Source organism: Sorangium sp. So ce448 (assembly GCF_051520915.1).
GTDB lineage: Bacteria > Myxococcota_A > Polyangia > Polyangiales > Polyangiaceae > Sorangium > Sorangium cellulosum_B.
Window position 1 is genome coordinate 11,936,948 of record NZ_CP150343.1, and the last position, 21,134, is coordinate 11,958,081.

Consider the following 21,134-nt stretch of genomic DNA (forward strand, 5'->3'; position numbering starts at 1 on the left):
CAGAGCACACAGGCAAGGCTCGGTTCCACATCACCCCGCACGCCCCCTGGGGGATCCTTGGGGATAACCCCGCCGGCAACCCTGGGGGCAAAACGGGGGAGATCGGCCATCCGCCAGCTCTCCCCTGTCCACCTACCCCTGAGGACGGTCCATTTACCCCAGGGCGTTCGCTTCTAACTCGTTGGATTCGTTATGCATTCTGAGTTATCCCCGCCCTCCACAGCGCCTACGACGAAGACGATGTCTTTATCTATCTATTTCATGGAAAGAAGAGGCGTTGCGCAAGGTCACGCGAGCGCTCATTTCCAGCGCACCCCCGGGCGATAACCCTGCTAAAGGGAGCGGCTCCGGAGTCGGCTATGGACCTTGTGATCCCCAAGAAAGATCTGCTTCGCCTCGTCGCGCGCTGCCAAGGCGTGGCGGACAAAAAGAGCGCGATGCCCGCGCTCGCCAACGTCCTGCTCGCCGCCGAGGGCAACGCGGTCCGCGTCGCCGCGACCGACCTGTACCTCGGCGTCACCGGCCAGACCCACGCGGACATCAAGACCGGCGGCACCGTCGCCGTCCCGGCCAGGGACCTCCTGGAGCGCGTGAAGGCCATGCCCGATGGTCCGATCCAGATCACCACCACCGAGGGCGCCCACACGTCGCTCAAGGCCGTGGGATCGCCTCGGCGCTACACGCTCCCCGGGCTCCCCGGCTCGGAGTTCCCTCAGCTGCCCGCCCCGGCGGTGGACGCGCCCTCGCTGGAGCTCCCCGTCGAGCAGCTCGCGCTCCTGATCACCCGGACCCACTTCTCGATCTCCACCGACGAGACCCGCGCCCACGTGAACAGCGCCCTGTTCGAGTGGGCCGGCGATCGCGTCAGGATGGTGACCACCGACGGCCATCGCCTCTCCAAGATGGAGGCGACCGTGTCGGGCAGCTCCGCGACGGCCACCATGCTCATCCCGCTCAAGGCGATCACCGAGCTCCGCCGCCTCGCCGAGGAGGCGCGCGCCGAGAAGGAGACCCCGATGGTCGCCATCACCCAGAGCGGCCCGAACGCGTTCTTCAACATCGCCGGGATGCAGTTCTCGGTGAAGCTCGTCGACGCGCAGTTCCCGCCCTACCAGCAGGTCATCCCGTCGGTCACCGAGCGCTCGGTCCGCGCCCCCCGCGTCGCGTTCGCCGAGGCCCTCCGCGCCATCGCGCTCGCCGCCAACGACCGCACCGGCGGCGTCAAGCTGTCGATCGCGCCGGGGACGCTCCGGATCACCAGCGAGAGCCCCGACACCGGCGCCGGCTTCGACGAGGTGGCCGTCGACTACAGCGGACCCGAGGTCACCATCGGCTTCAACGCGAAGTACTTCCTCGACGTGCTCGCCTCGATCGACGACGAGGAGGTCATCCTCGGCATCTCCGGCGAGCTCGACCCCGCCGTGATCCGGCCCGGCAGCGAGTCGAACCAGCAGAGCTACGTCGCCGTCATCATGCCGATGCGGATTTGAGCGCGCCCTCCGACGAGCCCGAGGGGCCCTCCCCGAGCCTCCTCCTCGAGCGGCTCCACATCCGCGAGTTCCGGAACCTCGGCCGCGTCGACGTCGAGCCCGCGCCGCGCATCAACGTGATCGCAGGCAACAACGGGCAGGGCAAGACGAGCCTGCTCGAGGCGATCTACTTCGCCGCGACCTCGAGGAGCTTCCGCACCCACCGGCTCGCCGAGCTGGTCCGCCACGGCGCCCCGATCGCGAGCGCGCGGGCGCGCTTCGTCGAGCGCCGGGACGCGCTGCAGCCGCTCGCGCGCGAGCAGACGGCCGCCGTGGAGAACAAGCGGTGCGTCGTGCGCATCGACGGCAACCGGCCCCCGAGCCTGGCGAGCTTCGCGACGCGATCGCCCGTCGTCGCCTTCCACGCGGAGGAGCTCGCGCTGTCCACCGGGCCCGCGAGCGCGCGGCGCACGTTGCTCGATCGCCTGGCGCTCTTCATGGACCCGCAGAGCGCCGACCACCGGGCCCGCTACGCGCAGGCGCTCCGCGCGCGCCACGAGCTGCTCCACCGCGGCGGGGGCGCGCAGGCCCAGGCGAGCGCCGAGCTCGACGCATTCGAGGCGCTCTGCTCCCTCCATGGCGCGGCGCTGACCCGCGCCCGCGAGGCCGCCGTCCAGGCGCTGGCGCCGGAGCTCACGCACGCCTTCGCCCGCATCGCCGCGCCCGACCTGACGCTGGCCGCGCGGTACGCGCCGGGCGGCAGCGGCGACGCCGAGCAGGCCCGCGAGGCGCTGCGCGAGCAGCGCCGCCGCGACGCGCACCGGCCGAGCGCGGGCTACGGCCCCCACCGAGACGACCTGCTGCTCGAGCTCGACGGCCACCCCGCCCGCGTTGTCGCCTCCCAGGGCCAGCACAGGGCCCTCACGCTCGCGCTCAAAGCAGCAGAGACCGCTGCCATTGCTTCCGTCCGGGGCGTAGAACCGATCCTCCTGCTCGACGACGTGTCGAGCGAGCTCGATCCCGACCGGACCGCGGCGCTGTTCCTGTTCCTCGGCATGGCGCGCGGACAGGTATTCCTGACGACCACGCGGCGCGATCTCATCGTCACGCCGGGCGTACCTTCCTCGGAGCGGCGCGATTTCCACGTCGAAGGCGGCGCGGTCGGCTGACGTTCGTCGCGGGCGCGGTCGCGGGCGCGCCGCCGCCGGGCTGCCGGACGCGCGCGGCGCGCGTGACGAACGTCAGCCGGCCGCGCCGCGACCGCCGTCAAACGCGTTGATCCCGGCCCCGGAGCGCGCGAGTTGGGATGCTCCGGACGCGCCCGCGACGGGCACCGAAAATACGGTGTTACGAGCCTTCCGGACCCGGCGAAACGCTTGCCCGAGCCCCTGATTTCGGCTACATTTCCGCAGTCTTTACGGGGCATCGACGGGCGGCCCGCACATGAACGCTCGTGGCCCCGGAATCGATCCGGCGACGCGGCCGCGGCGCCCGGGTCTCACCAGACGAGCTGCCATCGAGCCGGCCCCTCCACTGCAAGAACTCCGGCAATCCGAGCGGCCTCCGCCGCTCTGCGCCCCCGGTGAGAGGCGGCGGGCGCGCCACCAGGACCGAGATGACGGAACCCACCCTGAGCCAGCCGACCGACCTCACCAAGGCGTCGTATGACGCCCACAGCATCACGGCGCTCGAAGGCCTTGAAGCGGTGCGAAAGCGACCCGGCATGTACATCGGCGATGTGCACGACGGATCGGGGCTCCACCACCTTGTCTGGGAAGCCATCGACAACGCTGTCGACGAGCACCTCGCCGGCGCCTGCACGGAGATCAGGGTCACCGTCCACTTCGACGGCTCGGTGTCGATCGAGGACAACGGCCGCGGGATCCCGGTCGGGATGCACGCCAAGGGCATGAGCGCGGCAGAGGTCGTCATGACCGTCCTCCACGCCGGCGGCAAGTTCGACAACTCCAGCTACAAGGTCTCTGCGGGCTTGCACGGCGTCGGCGTGAGCGCCGTGAACGCCGTCTCCGAGTGGCTGAAGCTCGAGATCAAGCGCGAAGGAAAGCTCTGGTTTCAGGAGTACGCCCGGGGCGTGCCGAAGGCGCCGCTCAAGGGGATCGGCGTGACGGACAAGACGGGGACGAAGCTCACCTTCAAGCCCGATCCGCTCGTCTTCAGCACGGTCGAGTTCAGCTTCGACATCCTCGCGAGCCGCCTGCGCGAGCTCGCGTTCCTGAACGCCGGGCTCATCATCCACCTCCACGACCAGCGCCCCGACGGGAGAGCGGAGATCTACGAGTACAAGGGGGGCATCTCCGAGTTCGTGTCGCTGCTCAACAAGACCAAGGAGCCGATTCACGACGACGTGATCAGCTTCGTGTCGCAGCATGAGGTCGGCGCCACGGGCGACGGCGCGAACGGCCGCTCCGCGGCTCCGCCGGTCGGCGTGGAGGTCGCGCTGCAGTGGAATGGCTCCTATACGGAAGCCATCTTCTGTTACACGAACAACGTCCACAACAGGGATGGCGGCACCCACCTCACCGGGCTCCGCGCCGCGCTCACGAAGACGATCAACAACTACGGGAGCGCGCACAACCTCTTCAAGGAGCTGAAGCAGGGCCTGCAGGGCGAGGACGCGCGCGAGGGCCTGACGTGCGTGCTCAGCATCAAGCACCCGGACCCGTCGTTCGACTCGCAGACGAAATCCAAGCTCGTGTCGAGCGAGGTGAAGGGCATCGTCGAGGCCGCCGTGAGCGACAAGCTCGGGCAGTACTTCGAAGAGAACCCCCAGAGCGCGAAGAAGATCATCGAGAAGGCGGTCGTCGCGGCGAAGGCGCGCGAGGCGGCCCGCAAGGCGCGCGAGGTGATCCGCAAGGGCTCGCTCGACGTGACCTCGCTCTCGGGCAAGCTCGCCGACTGCCAGTCCAAGGACCCGGAGAAGAGCGAGATCTACATCGTCGAGGGCGAGAGCGCCGGCGGCAGCGCCAAGATGGGGCGCGACCGGCACTTCCAGGCGATCCTCCCGCTGAAGGGGAAGATCCTGAACGTCGAGCGCGCGCGGCTCGACCGCATGCTGAGCTCCGCCGAGGTCGGCACGCTGATCACCGCCCTCGGCTGCGGGATCAACGACGCCGGCGGCTTCGAGATCGACAAGCTCCGCTACCAGAAGATCATCCTGATGACGGACGCCGACGTCGACGGCTCCCACATCCGCACGCTGCTGCTGACCTTCTTCTTCCGGCAGATGCCGGAGATCATGGAGAAGGGGTACCTGTTCATCGCGCAGCCGCCGCTCTACCGCGTGCGCAAGGGCAAGCGGGACCTGTACCTGAAGGACCAGGGCGCCCTGGACGAGTTCCTCGTGGGCAACGCCGTGGACGGGCTCGAGATCGTCGCCAGCGGCGCCCAGACGGGCATCGCGGGCCAGCCGCTCTACCGGCTGGCGCAGCGGCTGAAGCGGTTCCGCGCCGTGCTCTCCAACATCGACAAGCGCTGCGACGCGCGGATCGTGGCGGCGCTGCTGCGGTCCAGCGGGCTCGGGCGCGACGATCTGCGCGAGACCAAGAAGGTCGCCGCGGCCGCCGACGAGCTCCGCGCCTACCTGAAGCAGCGCTATCCGGACCTGTTCCCGCTCACGCTGTCGACGCCCCGGGACACGGAGCACGGGACGAGCCGGATCGAGGTCGTGCCGCGCCCGGGCGCGAGCGCGCGAAAGAGCGTCATCGACTGGGATCTGGTGAACTCGCCGGAGTACCAGGAAGCCTGGTCGATCGAGCAGGACCTCCGGTCCATCGGCGCGCCTCCGTACCGGGCGCGCACCTCGAGCGGCGAGGAGACCATCGAGAACGGAGAGTCGCTCGTCGAGTACATCGAGGAGCGCGGCAAGAAGGGCATCTCGATCAGCCGTTACAAGGGCCTCGGCGAGATGAACGCCGACGAGCTCTGGGAGACGACGATGAACCCGGACGCTCGGACTCTCCTCCAGGTCCGCATCGACGATGCGGTGAAGACGGACGAGCTCTTCACGATCCTGATGGGGGATCAGGTCGAGCCGCGGCGCAACTTCATCGAGCAGAACGCGCTCAACGTGAAGAACCTCGATATCTGAGCCTGCGTCTCCCGCGTTGCCGGCGCGCGGCTCCTGCGCGCCGGGCGCGGCTCCTGCGCCCGGGGGCGCGGCGCCCCGGCTCCGCGCCCGGGCGTGCGGGGCGTCGAGCCCCCCGCGCGAGGCGCACGGTCGGGGGTTGACACGGCGCTGCCGCTGCATCGCTCACCTGCCCTGTTCGCTCGGTATCCCTTCAGCGCCTCTTCGGCGTCCCTTCAAACGCCCTTCAGCGCCCTTCCGCATTTTTGGCAAGCCGCTTGCTTGGCTGTCCCCTTGCTAGGCGGGGCACCCGCCTTAGCTTCGAGGGGCCATGAAAATCGAGCGAATGACGACGAAGGCCCAAGAGGCCATACGAGACGCTGTCGATTTCGGCAGCCGTCGGGGAAACCCCGAGCTCTATCCCGAGCACCTTGTGCGGGCGATCGTCAGCCAGGACGGCGGCGTCGGCGCGCCTCTGGTGCAGAAGGCAGGCGCCGATCCGGCAGGCGTGCTGCGCCTCCTCGACGCGAAGATCGACACCTACCCTCGCGTCAGCGGCGGCGCCGAGCCGAACCTGTCGAGGCGCGCCCTCACGGTCCTGCAGAAGGCCGAAGACGAGGCGAAGGCGCTCAAGGACGAGTACATCTCGACAGAGCACGTCCTGCTCGCCGGCATCAAGGCCGACAAGGAGATCCAATCGATCTTCGAACGAGCGGGGCTCTCGTACGACAAGCTCCTCTCGTCGCTCGCGGCCGTGCGCGGCAATCAGCGCGTGACGGACCGGGACCCCGAGGGGAAGTTCCAGGCGCTCGAGAAGTACACGCGGGATCTCACGAAGCTCGCTCGACAGGGCAAGATCGATCCGGTGATCGGCCGAGACGAGGAGATCCGGCGCGTCATCCAGGTGCTCTCGCGGCGCACCAAGAACAATCCGGTGCTCATCGGCGAGCCCGGCGTCGGCAAGACGGCGATCGTCGAGGGCATCGCGCAGCGCATCGTCGCGGGCGACGTGCCGGAGTCGCTCAAGGACAAGACCATCGCGGCGCTCGATCTCGCCGCCATGGTCGCAGGCTCGAAGTTCCGCGGGGAGTTCGAGGACCGGCTCAAGGCCGTGCTCAAGGAGATCGAGGGCTCGAACGGCCGCATCATCCTGTTCATCGACGAGCTCCACACGCTGGTGGGCGCCGGCGCGGCCGAGGGCGCCATGGACGCGGCCAACATGCTGAAGCCGGCGCTCGCGCGCGGCGAGCTCCGGTGCATCGGCGCGACCACCCTCGACGAGTACCGCAAGCGGATCGAGAAGGACGCGGCGCTGGAGCGGCGGTTCCAGCAGGTGCTCGTCACGCAGCCCAGCGTCGAGGACACGATCGCCATCCTGCGAGGCCTCAAGGAGAAGTACGAGGTCCACCACGGGATCCGCATCCAGGACGCGGCGCTCGTCGGGGCCGCCGTCCTGTCGAACCGGTACATCACCGAGCGCTTCTTGCCCGACAAGGCGATCGATCTGGTCGACGAGGCGGCGTCGAAGATCCGTATGGAGATCGACAGCCTGCCCACGCCGATCGATCAGGTCGAGCGCGATCTGCTCAAGCTGCAGATGGAAGAACAGGCGCTCAAGCGCGAGAGCGACAAGGCGAGCAAGGTCCGCCTCGACGAGGTGCGGCGCGAGATCGCCGACCTCCAGGGGCAGCGCGACGCGATGCGGGCGCAGTGGATGCGCGAGAAGGAGCTCATCTCCGAGCTGCGCCGGAGCAAGCCGCAGATCGAGGAGCTCCGGCTCGAGGAGGAGCGGCTGAAGCGCGCGGGCGACCTCGGGCGCGCCGCGGAGATCCATTACGGCAAGATCCCGGAGATCGAGAAGAAGCTCGAGTCAATCCGCGCCACCCTCTCCCAGGTGCAGTCGAAGCAGAGCTACCTGAAGGAGGAGGTCACCGACGAGGACATCGCCGCGGTCGTCTCGAAATGGACCGGGATCCCCGTCTCCAAGATGCTCGAGAGCGAGATGCAGAAGCTGCTGCGCCTCGAGGAGGAGCTGCGTCGGCGCGTCGTCGGGCAGGAGGACGCGCTCCGCGCGGTGTCGAACGCCATCCGGCGCTCGAGGGCCGGGCTCGGCGACGAGCGCCGGCCGATCGGATCGTTCCTGTTCCTCGGGCCGACCGGCGTCGGCAAGACCGAGCTCGCGCGCGCGCTCGCCGAGATCCTCTTCGACGACGAGCGGGCCATGGTGCGGCTCGATATGAGCGAGTACGGGGAGCGCCACGCGGTGGCCCGGCTGATCGGCGCGCCGCCCGGGTACGTCGGCTACGAGGAGGGAGGCCAGCTCACGGAGCCGGTGCGCCGGCGGCCGTACAGCGTGGTGCTGTTCGACGAGATCGAGAAGGCCCACCCGGACATCTGGAACACGCTCCTCCAGGTGCTCGACGATGGACGCCTGACCGACGGCCAGGGGCACACGGTCGATTTCAAGAACACGATCATCATCCTGACATCGAACCTCGGGACGCCGGCGGCGGCGGCGATCGAGGAGCGAGCGAACCTGCCGGCGGACGAGAAGGCCGAGCTCGTGAGGAGGGCCGTCATCGAGGAGGTGCGGAAGCACTTCCGCCCGGAGTTCTTGAATCGCCTCGACGATCTCATCGTGTTCCGGCGGCTGGCGCGCGAGCAGATGGAGCAGATCGTCGATATCCAGCTCGACCTGCTGCGCAAGCGCCTGGATCGACGCGGGCTGCTCTTCACCATCTCGTCGGAGGCGAAGGGCTACCTCATCGAGCAAGGGTGGGATCCGCAGTACGGCGCGAGGCCGCTGAAGCGCGCCATCCAGCGGAGCATCGAGGACGAGCTCGCGAAGCGCATCCTCGGCGGCGAGTTCAAGCAGGGAGACACGGTGCGGATCGAGCGCGGGGCCGGAGGGCTCACCTTCACGCGCGCAGCGCCGAACTGACGCTCATCAGCCCGCGTCAGCGCTCAGGGAGATTGCCGGCGATGCGGCGGAGGAGGTCCAGGACGGCGTACGCGGCGCCAAGCTGGACCTCCTCGCGATCCCCCGAGAACACCCGGTCGCGCACGACGAGGCCGCCGGGGTGCGACACAGCCCAGTAGCAGAGGCCCACCGGCTTGGTCGCCGTGCCGCCCGTCGGGCCGGCGATGCCCGTCACGGAGATGGCGACGTCGACCTCGCAGAGGCGGCGGACGCCCTGCGCCATCTCGGCGGCGACCTCGGCCGACACCGCGCCGTGGCCGCGCAGGGTGTCCTCCGCGACGCCGAGCAGCCGCGTCTTGGCGCTGTTCGCGTAGGTGACCGCGGCGCCAACCAGGTAGTCGCTCGCCGGATAACTGGTGAGCAGGTGAGAGATCAGGCCGCCGGTGCACGACTCCGACACGGCGAGCCTCCAGCCACGGGCGCGCACGGAACGCCCGACCATCTCCGGGAAGGCGTCGCCCCCCTCCCCGTACACGGCGGTGCCGAGCCGCTCACGGACATCGGCCGTCGCCTTCAAGGCCAGCTCGTGCGCCATCGACTGCGTGGCGGCGCGGGCGTGGACCTTCACGTCGACCTCCGGGTAGTGCACGCGGTAGCCGAGCGTGACGCCGGGATGGGCCTCCTCCACGCCCTTCAGGAGCTCGCCCAGCGTGGACTCGGGAAGGCCGTAGGTGCGGAGGCGGACCTGAAAGGTGTTGTTCGGAGCGGCCGGCCGCACGCGCGGCAGCACCTGCTCGGCGAACATGCTCTTCATCTCCCGCGGCACACCCGGGAGGAAGAACACGGTGGACTCGCCAAGGTGAATGCCGAAGCCGGGCGCGCTGCCGGAGGAGTTCGGAAGGATCTCCGACCCGGTGGGGACCTCGGCCTGCTTCTCGTGGCCCGCGTTCATCGTCTTGCCCCGGCTCTCGACGCGCCGGCGAATGGCGAGCAGCGTGCTCTCGTCGCGCACGAGGTCGGTGCCCATCGCACGGGCCGCGGCACGCGCGGTGAGGTCGTCGGTCGTGGGGCCGAGGCCGCCGGTGGCGATCACCAGCCGGTGCGCGCTCGCGAGCTGGCGGACCGCGGCGACGATGCGATCGACGTCATCGTCGACGGTGCTGGATTCGCTGACCGTGAAGCCCGCTGCGGTGAGCTCGGCAGCGAGCCAGGCCTCGTTGGTGTTGATGATCTCGCCGCGGGTGAGCTCGGTCCCGATCGAGAGAAGCGCGACAGTCATTGGGACTTGGGACTCTAACTCCATCCGGCGCCGCCGGAGCGCGTTTCCGGATTGTTTTACGGTCGGAAAGCGGGGTGGTTTTGTCGCCCCGCGCCATTTGTTCCCCCACCGCATCCCCTCCCCCACCCGCCCGCCGCCGAGCGGGGCGCGCTTGCGAGCGCTACGGTGGATAGACACACCGGAAGCCGAGATCCGGCGCTCGGATGGATACCGGGACAAGGCGACGATTCCAGGTGCGGAGCGCCGCCGCAGCCCCATCCGTCCAGGATCCGCCGTGAGTTCCCGAGAACTCGCCCTCGAGCGGATCAGGGGCCGCCCACTCGGCAACATTGCCGGCCAGATCGAACACCCGACCGCCGGTGTGCACGGCGGCGCCGTCGGGGCGCGAGCCGGCGAGCTCGGGGCCCGTCGCGCCCCAGCCGCACGGGCCCGCTCGCAAGCCGAATGCGGCGCGCCGGCAGACCGCGCCGGTGTCTCCCCACGGATACCGCCGGCCCGGGTCGCCCGCCGCGGCGAAGGCGAGCTGATCCCGCGAGGGGAGCGCCCCGCCCGCGAAGGCGCAATACCGAGCCGACTCGGCCAGGGTGACGCCCGTGACCGGGACCCCGGGCTCGCCGCGCAGCGGGAGCGGGGCGCACGCGCCGGCGTCGACGCAAGCGGCGTAGCGCTGCTCGGTGATCTCGAACGCGTCGAGCGAGAACGCCGGGACGAACACCGCGCGCGGGTCGACGATGCCCTGCGCCTCCCAGTCGCTCGGCCCGAGGCGCAGCGTCCCGGCGGCGATGCGGACGGCCGCGGCCGGCGCGACGCAGCCAGCGGGGGTCACCGAGAGGCCGGCGCCGCAACGCCCCGGCGCGCCTGCGCAGCGGCCGGCGTCATCGAGGCGCTGGCCCTCGCCGCAACACCGCGGGCCGAGCGCGACCATCCCCGGCGCGCAGCGCGCCGGCGGCTCCGCGAGATGGAGCGCGAGCGCGACGGTGGCGCCGATCAGGAGGGCCGCGCCCGCGGCGAGACCGGCCTTCCACCACGGCATCCGCCCGACGTCCGGTGCTGCCCCCACCCCTCAGGAGCGCGGCGATCCAGCGGCGTCGGCCTTGAGCGCGCCGGCGGCCTGCCCGCGCGCGCCGGCGGCCTTCCCGCGCGCCGGCCTGGCCTCGATCATGGCCACGATGCGCGCGAGCGCGTCGAGGAGCGCCGCTCGGACGCGATCGTACGTCTTCGGGCCGACATCGCCCCGCTTGCGCGCGCGCTCGAGCTCGACGAACTCGTCGAGCAGCGCGTTCCGCGCCTCGAGCAGCTCCCGCCGCTCCTCGTCGTCGGGCCCGCGGTCCTGGTCGCGCCGCCGGACCAGGTTCAGCGCGGCCCCGCCGATCACGGTCGCGCCGGCCAGCACCAGCGCGATCCACCGGCCCACGCCCGGCGTCGGCAGGCCGCCGAGCGTGATCTCGACGACCTTCATCCCGCCCTCCATGCGGGTGCCCTGCATCTCGGTGATCAGGATCTTCTTCCCGTCCCGGTTCTGGGTGCGCTGGGCCGCGGGGAAGCCGGCGACGTTCAGCGTCATCGATTTGGACGCCTCGGCCATCACCCGCATCTGGGCGATGCGCGGCGGCAGCTCGATGCGGATCGTCTGGCGCTCTTCGCCCTGGAGCGGGACCTGCCAGCGGAACTGCCCTTCGTGCCGGCCAGGGCTCACGGTGCCGCGCAGCGCCACGCCGGTGCCCTTGACCTCGTCGAAGCGCATCTCCTCGCCCATGCCTTCGGTCTTGTTGAAGGCCTTGTAGTCGCCAGGGAGCGCGAACGTCTCGTTGGGCAGCCAGGCGACGCGGCCGAGGTTGAAGACCTGGAACAGCTGCTCCACCGAGATCGAGTCTTGCCGGAGCTGGAGGTAGACGATGCCCTGCGTCCCGACCATCAGGCCGCTCACGTTCGGCGTGGCCTCGTAGATGTGGAGCACGGCCCGCTTTCCGGCCTCGGCGCTGAGCCCGAAATGCGGGATCGAGAACGTTGCGCCGTCGCGCGTGACCGAGATGCCGTAGCTCGTGCCGCCGGCGATCGCGAGGTTCTCGAGCCGGACGGCGCCCGCGTCGTCCGTCTCCCGGCTGATGCGCTCGCGCGAGTCGCCCTTCGCCACCGAGCTCTGCAAGATGTCGACGTCGACGGAGATGCGAGGGACGGGGTTCCCATCCGCGTCCTGCACGGTGAGCACGAGGACGCCGGGCGGGAGCCCCGTGTCTTCCTGGACGGTGTCATCGGGCGCATCGAACAGGCCCGTCAGCTGCTCCGAGGCGCGCCGGGAGGCCGCATCTGCCGCAGGAGGCTTCCCCACCGGCGGATGGCCCGAAGGCAGCGCCTGCCCCACCTCGGGATGCCCCGGCGGGAGCTCGCTCGCAGCGTCGGGCGCGCCTGCGTCCGCCGCCGCGGCCGTCGAGGTCGCAGCAGGACCGCCGGCGCCGGCAGGCGCGGCGCCGCCCGGCGTCGCCGCCGGCTTCTCCCCCGGCTTCGCCGCTGCGGGCTGCGCCGGCGCGGCCTTCCCGGCCGCGGGCTGCGCTGGAGCAGCCTTCGCCGCTGCGGGCTGCGCCGGAGCGGCCTTGTCCGCCGTGGGCTGCGCCGGCGCCGCCGGCTGCGCCTGCACCGCCTGCGCGGCGGTGATGCTCAGCGAGGCGATCGCGGCGAGCGCGGTACACTCGGTCCAGCGCATCACGAGGCCCTCCTGCGGTCGTTCTCGTCCTCATCGACGCTGGCCGCGGCGTCGTCCGTCGCAGCCGGGTCGTCCTGAGGCGCGCCGAGCGCGCGCTTGGTCCCGCACTTCTTGCAAAACACCGCGTCTTCGTCGTTCAGCGTGCCGCACTCCCCGCACGCCACGCCCTGCGTCGCCGCGGGCTCCGCCGTCGCCGCGGGCTCCGCCGTCGCCGCGGCCTCGTCCGGCTCCTTGGGCGCGCCGTCGTCCTGGAGCCCGGCGCGCCGGAGGTGCCTCGCCACGAGCGCCGCGACCTGCTCGCGCCGCGGCTGCGCGTCGGCGTCCAGCAGGCGGAGGAGCCGCTTCGCCTCGGCGCGGTACTTCGCGACGAGCTCGGCGTAGTCCTCATCGCTGATCTTCCCGACGCTCCGCTCGAACTCGAGGTCCTTGAGCGCACGCAGGACGGCCTGCTTCTGCTCCTCTTCGGCGCGCGGCGCGCCGATCGCGTAGGCGTCGGCGCCGCTCAGCGGCGTCTCCCCGATCAGCACGCGGAGGCTCGCCCAGAAGATGGCGATGACGGCGACCAGCGCGCCGCCCGCGAGCACGAGGATCGCCGCGGGCGGCCCGGCGACGAGCCCCGCGACGCCGGCGCCGACGAGCGCCGCGAGCGGCGCCCCGAAGCGGGCGTAATGCACGATCTGCCGCTCCAGCGGCGAGTCAGTACCCCTGGTCACGGTCTCGTCGGCCGTGGCCGAGGTGGCGCTTTTGGCGGGCTGTTCGGCGCTCATTCGCGGTCTTCGCGGTCCAGGCTCTTGAGCTCCTCGTCGAGCTTGTCGTCGTAATCGTCACGGGCGCCGGGGACAACGCCCTTCGCGGATCGCTGCTGACTGGCGGCGCCCGCCTCGTCGCTGCGCCGCTTCCATCGGCGGAGCGTCGCGACGACGATGCCCGCGCCGACCACGATGGCGCCGAGCGGGAGGAGGTAGAGCAGCCGCTGGCTCCCCTTGTTCGGCGGCACGGCCAGCGCCTCCGCCCCGTAGCGCTCGGCGTAGGCGGCCTGGATGGCCTCGATCGACAGCCCCGACGCGAGCGCCTCGCGGAGCTGGTCGCGGCGCTCGTGCGCGGTGCCGCACGTGCACGTCCCGAGGGTCTCGCGCGGGCAGCCGCACGTGCAGATCAGGCTCCAGAAGAGCTTGCGCTCGATGTCGTTCGCGATGCCGACGACGCCCGAGCGCTGCATCCCCTCGCCGAGCTGCTGGCTGTGGGCGAACTCCGGCGAGCGCAGCAGGACGACGAGGGCGAGGGCGCCCGCGACGAGGAGGGTGATGCCTTGGATGAGTCTTCGCGTGCGGCTCATTCGAACGCCGGCTGCATCGATTCGGCAGCGGTCGGGAGGATGGCACCTTTCGCGGGCGACCGCCCGGGATCAAGCGACGCGCCGGAGCCCGGGGCGCGGACGTCGCCGTCCGCCGCGCCGGGCGCGACCAAGACGGGCCGCCCGAGCCCCTCCTGGACGGGGTGCCCGTAGGCCTGCGACGGGCCGCCGGCGAGCAGGAAGGCGAACACGACCGACGCGGTGACGGACCCCGCCGCCCGCACATAACCGAACGCGCCGGCCTCCTCGAGCGCGATGTCAGGCCACATCGCGACGAGCGCCCCCAGGATGAGGATGCCCGCGCCGAACCACATGAACGAGATCAGGTTGTTCACGTGGATCTGGAACGAAGCGACCTTCGTCTGGGGGTTCGCCATCCCGATGATCACGTAGAGGTCGTTCTTGACGGTGATGTGCCGCGCGACCTCGGTCGACGGCGCCTCCGGGGACGCCTTGTAGATGAACTTCGCGGGGCTGATACGGCCGATCGGCGCGCCGTGGCGCTCGACGTCGAGGTCGGCGAAGACCATCCGCTTCTCGCTGTCGACCTCCATGCGCGGGCCGGCGTAGGTGAGGCGGTACTCCTCGATCTGCACGGACTCGCCCGGGTGGAGGCTGATCTCCTTGTCGACGCCCCACGCGCGGCCGGCGAACCCGAGGAACATCACCGCGATGCCGACGTGCACGATGTAGCCGCCGTAGCGGCGCCGTGACCTGGCGACGAGGTTGTAGAAGGAGGTGAAGAGCGGCTCTTTCCCGCGCTTCTGCCGCGCCGCGATGCCGCGGGCGAACTCCTGCGCGACCACGGCGATGTTGAACGCGGCGATGGCCACCGTGAAGAACGGGTAGGTCGACGCGAGCTTCGCGAGCGCGTCGCCGAACTGGCCGGGGTAGATCGGGTCCACGGCGACGAACGGGGCGAAGCCCACCCTCTTCCCGAGCGTCAGGTGGAGCGCCACCGTGACGACCGTGGCCAGCACCGGCCAGCGGAAGCTCTTCCGGAAGAGCTCCGGCGACGTCTTCCGCCACCCGAGCAGCGGCGCGACGCCCATGAGCAGGAAGACCACGAGCGCGATCGGGGGCAGCCACATGTTGTAGAACGTCGGCCCGAGCGTCGACTTCTGGTCGAGCAGCCACTCGCTGATGCGCGGCCACACCGTCGCGACCGCGATGAAGATCATGATGCTGAAGAAGCCCCAGTTGTTGAAGAGGAACGCGGCCTCGCGCGACAGCATCGACTCGAACTGCCCGTCGCTGCGCAGCCGCGGCAGGCGGTAGACGATCAGCGCGGTGCACGTGGCCAGGATCACGGCCATGAAGCCGACGAACCAGATGCCGATGCCGGACTGGGCGAACGAGTGGACGCTCGCGATGAGGCCGGACCGCGTGAGCCAGGTGCCGAAGATGGTGAGGAAGAACGTCCCGCAGATGAGCGAGATGTTCCACACCTTCAGCATGCCGCGGCGCTCCTGGATCATCGTCGAGTGGACGTAGGCGCTCGCGGTGAGCCACGGGAGGAACGCGGCGTTCTCGACCGGATCCCAGGCCCACGGGCCGCCCCAGCCGAGCTCCTCGTAAGCCCACAGCATGCCGAGCACGTTGCCGATGGAGAGGAACAGCCAGGAGAAGAGCATCCACTTGCGCGTCGCCACGATCCACTCGCTGTCGAGCCGGCCCGTGGCGAGCGCGGCGATCGCGAACGCGAACGGGACCGCCGCGCTCGTGAAGCCGATGTAGAGGCTCGGCGGGTGGATGATCATGTAGAAGTTGCGCAGCTGGTAGTTCAGCCCGTTGCCGTCGAGCGGGGCGCCCGCCACGCTCGTCCGGAACGGGTTCACCGCGAAGATCATCAGCGCGGCGAAGAAGATCAGGACGCTCATCAGCGTGGCGATGACGTAGGGCTGGAGCTCCAGATACCGGCGCTGCAGCCAGACGACGCAGGTGCCCGAGAAGAGCGCGGTCAGGAACATCCACCAGAGCAGCGAGCCGTCCTGCCCGCCCCAGAGCGCGGCGATGAGGTACGGCGTGCTCATGGACCGGTCGCTGTACTGCGCGACGTAGGCGATCCGGAAATCGTGGCTGACGAAGGCGTACGCCAGCACGAGCACCGCGAGGCCGACCAGCGCGATCGTGCCGTACGCGCCGAGGCGCGCGGCCTGGAGCAGCCGCGGCCGCCCGCGCGCCGACGCGAGCCCGACGGCGAAGGTATACGCCGCGGTGACCAGAATGGCGTAAAGGACACCGGTCCCGAACTCAGGTAGGGATTGCCACATCGTCGTGGGCGCAAGCTTAGGCTTGCCGGGCGCGCAGGGCCAGCGCACCGCAGCGCGCGACCGATCACCTGCCTTCACCTGCGCCGTGCGTCATGTCGAGCGCCCCGCAAAAGCTTCGCTTCAGGCCCGGCGTCGAGCGAGGCGCACTATAATAGTGCATGGCGATCGCTGCCTCCGGTAACCGCCCGACCGAGCTGATCTACGACTGGAACGAGGTCGGGCGCGTCGGGCGGGTCATCCCGGAGAACATCGGCTTCTTCGACGAGACCCTGCGCGACGGCCTGCAGAACCCCTCGGTCGCCGATCCGAACATCGAGAGCAAGCTCAAGCTGCTCCACCTGATGGCCAAGATCGGTATCCAGATCGCCGACGTCGGCCTGCCCGGCAGCTCGCAGCGGGCGTTCGAGGACGTGCTCCGGATGTGCAGGGAGGTGGCCGACAACAACCTGCCGCTCCGCGTCGCCTGCGCGGGCCGCACGGTCGTCTCGGACATCACGCCCATGATCGAGATCTCCCAGCGCGCAGGGATCCCTGTGGAGATCTACGCCTTCATCGGATCGAGCCCGATCCGGCAGCTCGCGGAGGCGTGGGACGTCGAGCTCATCGCGCAGCGGAGCGCCGCGGCGATCGACGCGGGCGTGAACGCCGGGCTCCCCGTCGCCTACGTCACGGAGGACACAACGCGCTCGCGCCCCGAGGTGCTGGCGACGCTCTTCAAGGTCGCCATCGATCACGGCGCGTCCCGGCTGTGCCTGTGCGATACCGTCGGGCACGCGACGCCGGACGGGGTTCGCAACCTCATCAACTTCACGCGGGCCATCGTCGCGGGGGCCGGGGCGTCGGTCGGCATCGACTGGCACGGCCACAACGATCGCGGCCTCGCGCTCGAGAACGCGATCTGGGCGCTCCAGTTCGGCGCGGACCGGGTGCACGGCACCGCCCTCGGGATCGGCGAGCGGGTCGGCAACGCCGCGATGGAGCTCATCCTGCTCAACATGAAGCTCCTCGGCCTCCTCGAGCACCAGGACCTCACCCACCTCCTCGAGTACTGCACGACGGCCGCGCAGGCGGTCGGCTGGCAGGTGCCCATCAATTATCCCCTGGTCGGGCGGGACGCCTTCCGCACGGCGACCGGCGTGCACGCGGCGGCCATCATCAAGGCCGAGTCGAAGGGCGACTCCTGGATGGCCGACCGGATCTACTCCGGCGTGCCCGCCGGCATGTTCGGGCGAAAGCAGGAGATCTGCGTGGGCTACATGTCCGGGGCCTCCAACGTGAACTACTGGCTCCGGCAGCGAAAGATCGAGCCCTCGAAGGAGCTCGTCGACGCCATCCTGGCGAAGGCCAAGGCCACGGATCACATCCTGTCCGAGGAGGAGATCCAGGCCGTGATCGAGCTGCACCGCGGCCGCCAGGCCTGATCTCGGGACGCCGGCGCGGCGCCGCGGATCCGGGCACGGCCGCGGGAACGGCGGCGGGACGTTCGGCGTTTTCGCGGATCCGGAGTAGAAATCCAGGCCGTGGCCGAGCAGGACAAGCAACCCGCAGCGGAACAGGACAAGCGACCCGCAGCGGAAGCCGACCGGGCCGAGCGCCGGTCGCGGCTCGATACCGTCCTGGCCGCGATCGCCGCGCTGGTCTGCTTCCTCGCCGCGACCACGCTGCGCGATCTGGGGCCGCGGTTCCTGCCGCGGGCGCCGATCCCGGCGCCGCCGGTGCCCGCGTGGGTGGAAGGGCGCTCGGCAGAGCTCACCGCCACCGTGCGCGACGAGCAGGGGCGCCCGCTGAAGGACGCCACCGTGCGCGTCTTCGCCCTGCGCGAGGACCGCGCCTACTTCGCGGGCGAGCTGAAGACCGATCCCTCGGGCGAGGCTCGCTTCGCCGGGCTGCCGTCCGGGGAGGCCTGGATCATGGCGTACGGCGCGGAGCGGGCCCGCGCCTCGACCCGCGTCGCGCTCGAGCCAGGCCCCCGCGCCGTCGACCTCGTGCTGCGGCCCGCGAAGGTGCTGGACGTGCTGGTCGTCGACGAGGCGGAGCGCCCGATCGACGGCGCCGAGGTGACGGTCGCGACCGCCGATCCCCTCCCCTTCGTGGCGACCACCGCCGAAGGCGGCCGCGCGCGGTTCGATCGGCTCGGGGCGGCGCCCTACGTCGTCCGCGCGTCGGCGCTCGGCTTCGAGGACACCGTGCGGACGGGCATCGTGCCCGGGCCGGCGCCGCTCAGGCTCCGCATGGATCGGCTCGGCGCCCTGACGGTCCGCGTTGTGGATGCGGAGGGGCAGCCGGCCGACGGCGCGACCGTGCTCGCCGCCGGCACCGGGCTGTGGCCAGCGCGCAGCACGACAACGGACGCGACGGGCGCCGCGAGGATCGCCGGGCTCCGCGACGGGGTGTACGACCTCAAGGCCCGGCGCGGCGCCGCCGTGAGCGCGACCGCGCTGGCCGTGCCCGTGAGGCGCGGCGAGGGCAAGGAGGTGAAGCTCGTCCTCGGGCCCGGCCGCCACGTGCGGCTCCTCGTGACCGACGGCGACGGCGAGGACGCGCCGGCCGTGAAGGGCGCGAACGTCGTGCTCGTCGAGCAGGGGCTGTCGGCGTTCCCGCTGCACGGCCGCACGGGCGACGACGGGTCCGTGACGCTCGGGCCCATCGCGCCCGGGTACGCGAGCGCGTCGGCCCTGGCGGCCGGCTTCGTGCCGAGGAACGCCGTGCAGGTCGACGCAGGGGCCACCGAGGTGCGCATCCCCCTGCTCCGCGGCGGCGCGCTCGTGGGTGAGGTCGTCGACGACCGCGGCTACCCGGTGCCGGGCGCGACGATCGAGGTCGTGGGCGCCGACGCCGAGGGGATGCCCATCGACGAGACCACCGCGATGTCCGACTTCAGGGACGAGCACTTCGAGCGCGCCCTGCCCGGCCCGGCGCCGCTGATCCCCGCGGGCGAGCTCGGGGTCATGCCGGGCCCGATCCCGGACCTGCCGCGTGGCGACGCGGTCCTGCCGGCCGCCTCGGTGCGCTCGGGCGAGCCGTGGGTCACGCGCGCCGACGGCACGTTCCGGGCCGAGCCCGTCACCCCCGGGCGCGTCCACGCCATCGTCCGGCACCCGGAGTACGTCGAGACGCCCAGCGAGATCGTGACCCTGCAGCCGGGCGGCGAGGCCCGCGTGCGCGTGGTGATGCGCCAGGGTGGCCTGCTCGAGGGCCGCGTCCTCGAGGAGGACCGCAAGCCGGTCGCCGGCGCGCGCGTGGAGCTGGCCGCGACCGCCGGCTCGCTCGAGCGGGTGACGTACTCCGCGGACGACGGCACGTTCGCCTTCGCCGCGGTCCCCGACGAGGTGCTCGTCTCGGTCTCCCGGGCCGAGTCGCCCGGCGACGTCGTGGCGCGGCTCGTCGTCGAGGTGCCGGAGCGCGATCGCAAGGAGATCGAGGTCGTCCTCCCGAAGGTGCGCGAGGCGGTGGCCATCCACGTCGCCGACGATCGCGGCTACCCGCTCGATCGCGTGGAGGTGCGCGTGCTCTCGCTCGACGTGGCCGTCCCGCTCCGCAAGACGCTGTTCACGGACGACGACGGCGACGCGCTGCTGCCCGACGCCGCCGGCTTGCCGCTCCGGGTAAGCCTCGTGCGCTCCGGGAAGTCGCCGCGCGTCGAGCAGGTCGACGCCGCGCCGAAGGAGCTGCGCCTCGAGATGGGCGCGGCCCTCAAGGCGACCGGCACCGTGACCGGGCGCGGCGGGCGGGAGCGGCTCGAGGGCGCGCGGATCACGCTGTTCTCGACGACCGGGCCGCGCCGCGCGACGAGCGACGCGGAGGGCGCCTTCACGCTCGCCGACCTCGCGCCGGGCCAGTTCCGCGTGACGGTGAGCCGCGACGGGTACGCGCCGGCGACGCTGCGGGTCACGATCGCCGGCGATCCCGATCGCCCGACGGACCTCGGGCGCATCGACCTGTCCGAGGCGGGAGAGGTCGCCGGCCAGGTCGTCGATCAGCGCGGGGACGCGGTGGCGGGGGCCCGCGTCGCGCGCGACCGCGTGCCGACGTACCTGCCGCTCGGCCCGCTGCCGCCGGGCGTGGTGACCACCGACCGCGACGGGCGGTTCCAGCTCGGCGGGCTGCCCGAGGGCACCGCGATCCTCGAGGCGTACAGCGCGGATCTCGGGCGCGCCGAGTCGCAGCCGGTGCAGGTCCGGGCCGGCAGGACGACCGAGCGCGTGAGGATCGCGCTGCCAGGAGACGGCGCGCGGCAAGACCCGAAGGGCGCAGGGAGCCTGGCGGTGACGCTCGGCGAGGAGCGAAAGACCGTGACCGTGGTGTCGGTGCCCCCGGCGAGCGAGGCCGAGGAGGCCGGCATCGAGCCCGGCGATCGGCTCCTGTCCGTGAACGGCGTCGAGGTGCGCTCCATCGAGGAAGCGCGGCGGCGCCTCACCGGGCCGCTCTCGGAGGATGTCGTGGTGCTGCTCGCGCGGGACGGCGATCGCGGCGAGGCGCGGTGGCTCACCCGGGTGCGGAGGGAGCGGGTGCGGCGATAGCCGCCGAGATCAGTTCTTCGCCTTCGTCAGCACGATGGCGCGGCCGTCGCCGATCTCCCAGCGCAGCGTCTGATCGGCGGCGAAGCGGAACGCCGCTTCATCGAGGCCGCCCTCGGGGCGGAGGAACGCGACGGTCACCTGATCGCCGTCCGCCTTCGTCACCTTGAAGGTGCCGCTGCGCGGCGTCTCCGCGGGCACGGTCACCGTCACCTTGCTGCCGTTGAACTCGAGCGCCGTTCCCTTCACCCATCCGGTCGCCTTGGTGAGCTGGTCCACAGGGGCGTTCTCGATGGCATCGCCATACCAGCGCCCCTGAAGACGATCGCGAGGGGTCTTCGAGCAGCCCACCACGGCGGTCATCGCCATCCCCAGGGCCAGAGCGGTCTTGATGCGGTTCTGCATGGGCCTTCCTTCGGAACCTCGAGGGGTCCCGATTTGGAAAATCCTACGAAGAACGGAATGAATAGGCCAACAATGTAGGATATTTCTGCACACTTACGCAGGGTCGCAGGGCCCGGCGAGGGGGTGGGCGCC

Annotated in this window: 13 protein-coding genes; 6 read left to right on the top strand and 7 right to left on the bottom strand. The window is 71.1% G+C overall.

What is annotated here, in order from left to right; all coding sequences use genetic code 11:
* The first annotated feature begins 359 nt into the window (after positions 1-359).
* The 4 genes from dnaN (at position 360) to clpB (ending at position 8,494) form a co-directional block, all read left to right on the top strand.
* The gene (dnaN, locus tag WMF45_RS44980) at positions 360-1,490 is read left to right on the top strand and encodes a DNA polymerase III subunit beta (protein ID WP_012240773.1); all 1,131 of its coding nucleotides are present in this window, start codon (positions 360-362) and stop codon (positions 1,488-1,490) included.
* Complete coding sequence (recF, locus tag WMF45_RS44985; RefSeq protein WP_437712946.1) at positions 1,487-2,638, top strand: DNA replication/repair protein RecF; 1,152 nt, start codon at positions 1,487-1,489, stop codon at positions 2,636-2,638. Before dnaN ends, recF begins: the two co-directional genes overlap by 4 nt.
* A 446-nt stretch (positions 2,639-3,084) precedes the next feature.
* Positions 3,085-5,577 (top strand): DNA topoisomerase (ATP-hydrolyzing) subunit B, encoded by a 2,493-nt coding sequence (gyrB, locus tag WMF45_RS44990; protein ID WP_437712947.1) that lies wholly within the window; start codon positions 3,085-3,087, stop codon positions 5,575-5,577.
* Positions 5,578-5,884: 307 nt separating this feature from the next.
* Complete coding sequence (gene clpB / locus WMF45_RS44995) at positions 5,885-8,494, top strand: ATP-dependent chaperone ClpB (RefSeq protein WP_437712949.1); 2,610 nt, start codon at positions 5,885-5,887, stop codon at positions 8,492-8,494.
* Between the two features lie 16 nt (positions 8,495-8,510).
* On the opposite strand, the gene WMF45_RS45000 is transcribed toward clpB, so the two are convergent.
* From WMF45_RS45000 to WMF45_RS45025, 6 genes are all read right to left on the bottom strand, one after another.
* A complete protein-coding gene (locus WMF45_RS45000; RefSeq protein WP_437712951.1) occupies positions 8,511-9,752 on the bottom strand; it encodes a CinA family nicotinamide mononucleotide deamidase-related protein in 1,242 nt (413 codons plus the stop codon).
* Between the two features lie 160 nt (positions 9,753-9,912).
* The gene (locus WMF45_RS45005; RefSeq protein ID WP_437712953.1) at positions 9,913-10,785 is read right to left on the bottom strand and encodes a formylglycine-generating enzyme family protein; all 873 of its coding nucleotides are present in this window, start codon (positions 10,783-10,785) and stop codon (positions 9,913-9,915) included.
* A 30-nt stretch (positions 10,786-10,815) separates the two neighbouring features.
* Entirely contained in the window at positions 10,816-12,456 is a 1,641-nt protein-coding gene (locus WMF45_RS45010; protein ID WP_437712955.1) for a carboxypeptidase-like regulatory domain-containing protein, read from the bottom strand.
* Positions 12,453-13,166, bottom strand: a complete 714-nt coding sequence (locus tag WMF45_RS45015; protein ID WP_437712957.1) for a hypothetical protein — start codon at positions 13,164-13,166, stop codon at positions 12,453-12,455. The genes WMF45_RS45010 and WMF45_RS45015 overlap by 4 nt, the downstream gene beginning before the upstream one ends.
* 50 nt (positions 13,167-13,216) lie before the next feature.
* The gene (locus WMF45_RS45020) at positions 13,217-13,789 is read right to left on the bottom strand and encodes a cytochrome c-type biogenesis protein (RefSeq protein ID WP_437712959.1); all 573 of its coding nucleotides are present in this window, start codon (positions 13,787-13,789) and stop codon (positions 13,217-13,219) included.
* Complete coding sequence (locus WMF45_RS45025; RefSeq protein WP_437712960.1) at positions 13,786-16,080, bottom strand: heme lyase CcmF/NrfE family subunit; 2,295 nt, start codon at positions 16,078-16,080, stop codon at positions 13,786-13,788. The genes WMF45_RS45020 and WMF45_RS45025 overlap by 4 nt, the downstream gene beginning before the upstream one ends.
* A gap of 158 nt (positions 16,081-16,238) precedes the next feature.
* Here WMF45_RS45025 and WMF45_RS45030 point away from each other — a divergent pair, with 158 nt between their 5' ends.
* Together WMF45_RS45030 and WMF45_RS45035 are read left to right on the top strand one after the other, a co-directional pair.
* Positions 16,239-17,501: a LeuA family protein gene (locus tag WMF45_RS45030; RefSeq protein ID WP_437712962.1), complete on the top strand. Its 1,263-nt coding sequence runs from the start codon at positions 16,239-16,241 to the stop codon at positions 17,499-17,501.
* Between the two features lie 99 nt (positions 17,502-17,600).
* On the top strand, positions 17,601-20,600 hold the full coding sequence (locus tag WMF45_RS45035; protein ID WP_437712964.1) for a carboxypeptidase regulatory-like domain-containing protein: 3,000 nt from the start codon (positions 17,601-17,603) through the stop codon (positions 20,598-20,600).
* A 9-nt stretch (positions 20,601-20,609) separates the two neighbouring features.
* On the opposite strand, the gene WMF45_RS45040 is transcribed toward WMF45_RS45035, so the two are convergent.
* Complete coding sequence (locus tag WMF45_RS45040) at positions 20,610-21,002, bottom strand: hypothetical protein (RefSeq protein ID WP_437528227.1); 393 nt, start codon at positions 21,000-21,002, stop codon at positions 20,610-20,612.
* Positions 21,003-21,134: the final 132 nt, after the last annotated feature.

What these genes read in the sequence shown, in the direction of transcription:
- dnaN (WP_012240773.1), top strand. Translation starts at nt 360, where the DNA reads ATGGACCTTGTGATCCCCAAGAAAGATCTGCTTCGCCTCGTCGCGCGC.
- gyrB (WP_437712947.1), top strand. Translation starts at nt 3,085, where the DNA reads ATGACGGAACCCACCCTGAGCCAGCCGACCGACCTCACCAAGGCGTCG.
- clpB (WP_437712949.1), top strand. Translation starts at nt 5,885, where the DNA reads ATGAAAATCGAGCGAATGACGACGAAGGCCCAAGAGGCCATACGAGAC.
- WMF45_RS45000 (WP_437712951.1), bottom strand. Translation starts at nt 9,752, where the DNA reads ATGACTGTCGCGCTTCTCTCGATCGGGACCGAGCTCACCCGCGGCGAG.
- WMF45_RS45005 (WP_437712953.1), bottom strand. Translation starts at nt 10,785, where the DNA reads ATGCCGTGGTGGAAGGCCGGTCTCGCCGCGGGCGCGGCCCTCCTGATC.
- WMF45_RS45020 (WP_437712959.1), bottom strand. Translation starts at nt 13,789, where the DNA reads ATGAGCCGCACGCGAAGACTCATCCAAGGCATCACCCTCCTCGTCGCG.
- WMF45_RS45025 (WP_437712960.1), bottom strand. Translation starts at nt 16,080, where the DNA reads ATGTGGCAATCCCTACCTGAGTTCGGGACCGGTGTCCTTTACGCCATT.
- WMF45_RS45030 (WP_437712962.1), top strand. Translation starts at nt 16,239, where the DNA reads ATGGCGATCGCTGCCTCCGGTAACCGCCCGACCGAGCTGATCTACGAC.
- WMF45_RS45040 (WP_437528227.1), bottom strand. Translation starts at nt 21,002, where the DNA reads ATGCAGAACCGCATCAAGACCGCTCTGGCCCTGGGGATGGCGATGACC.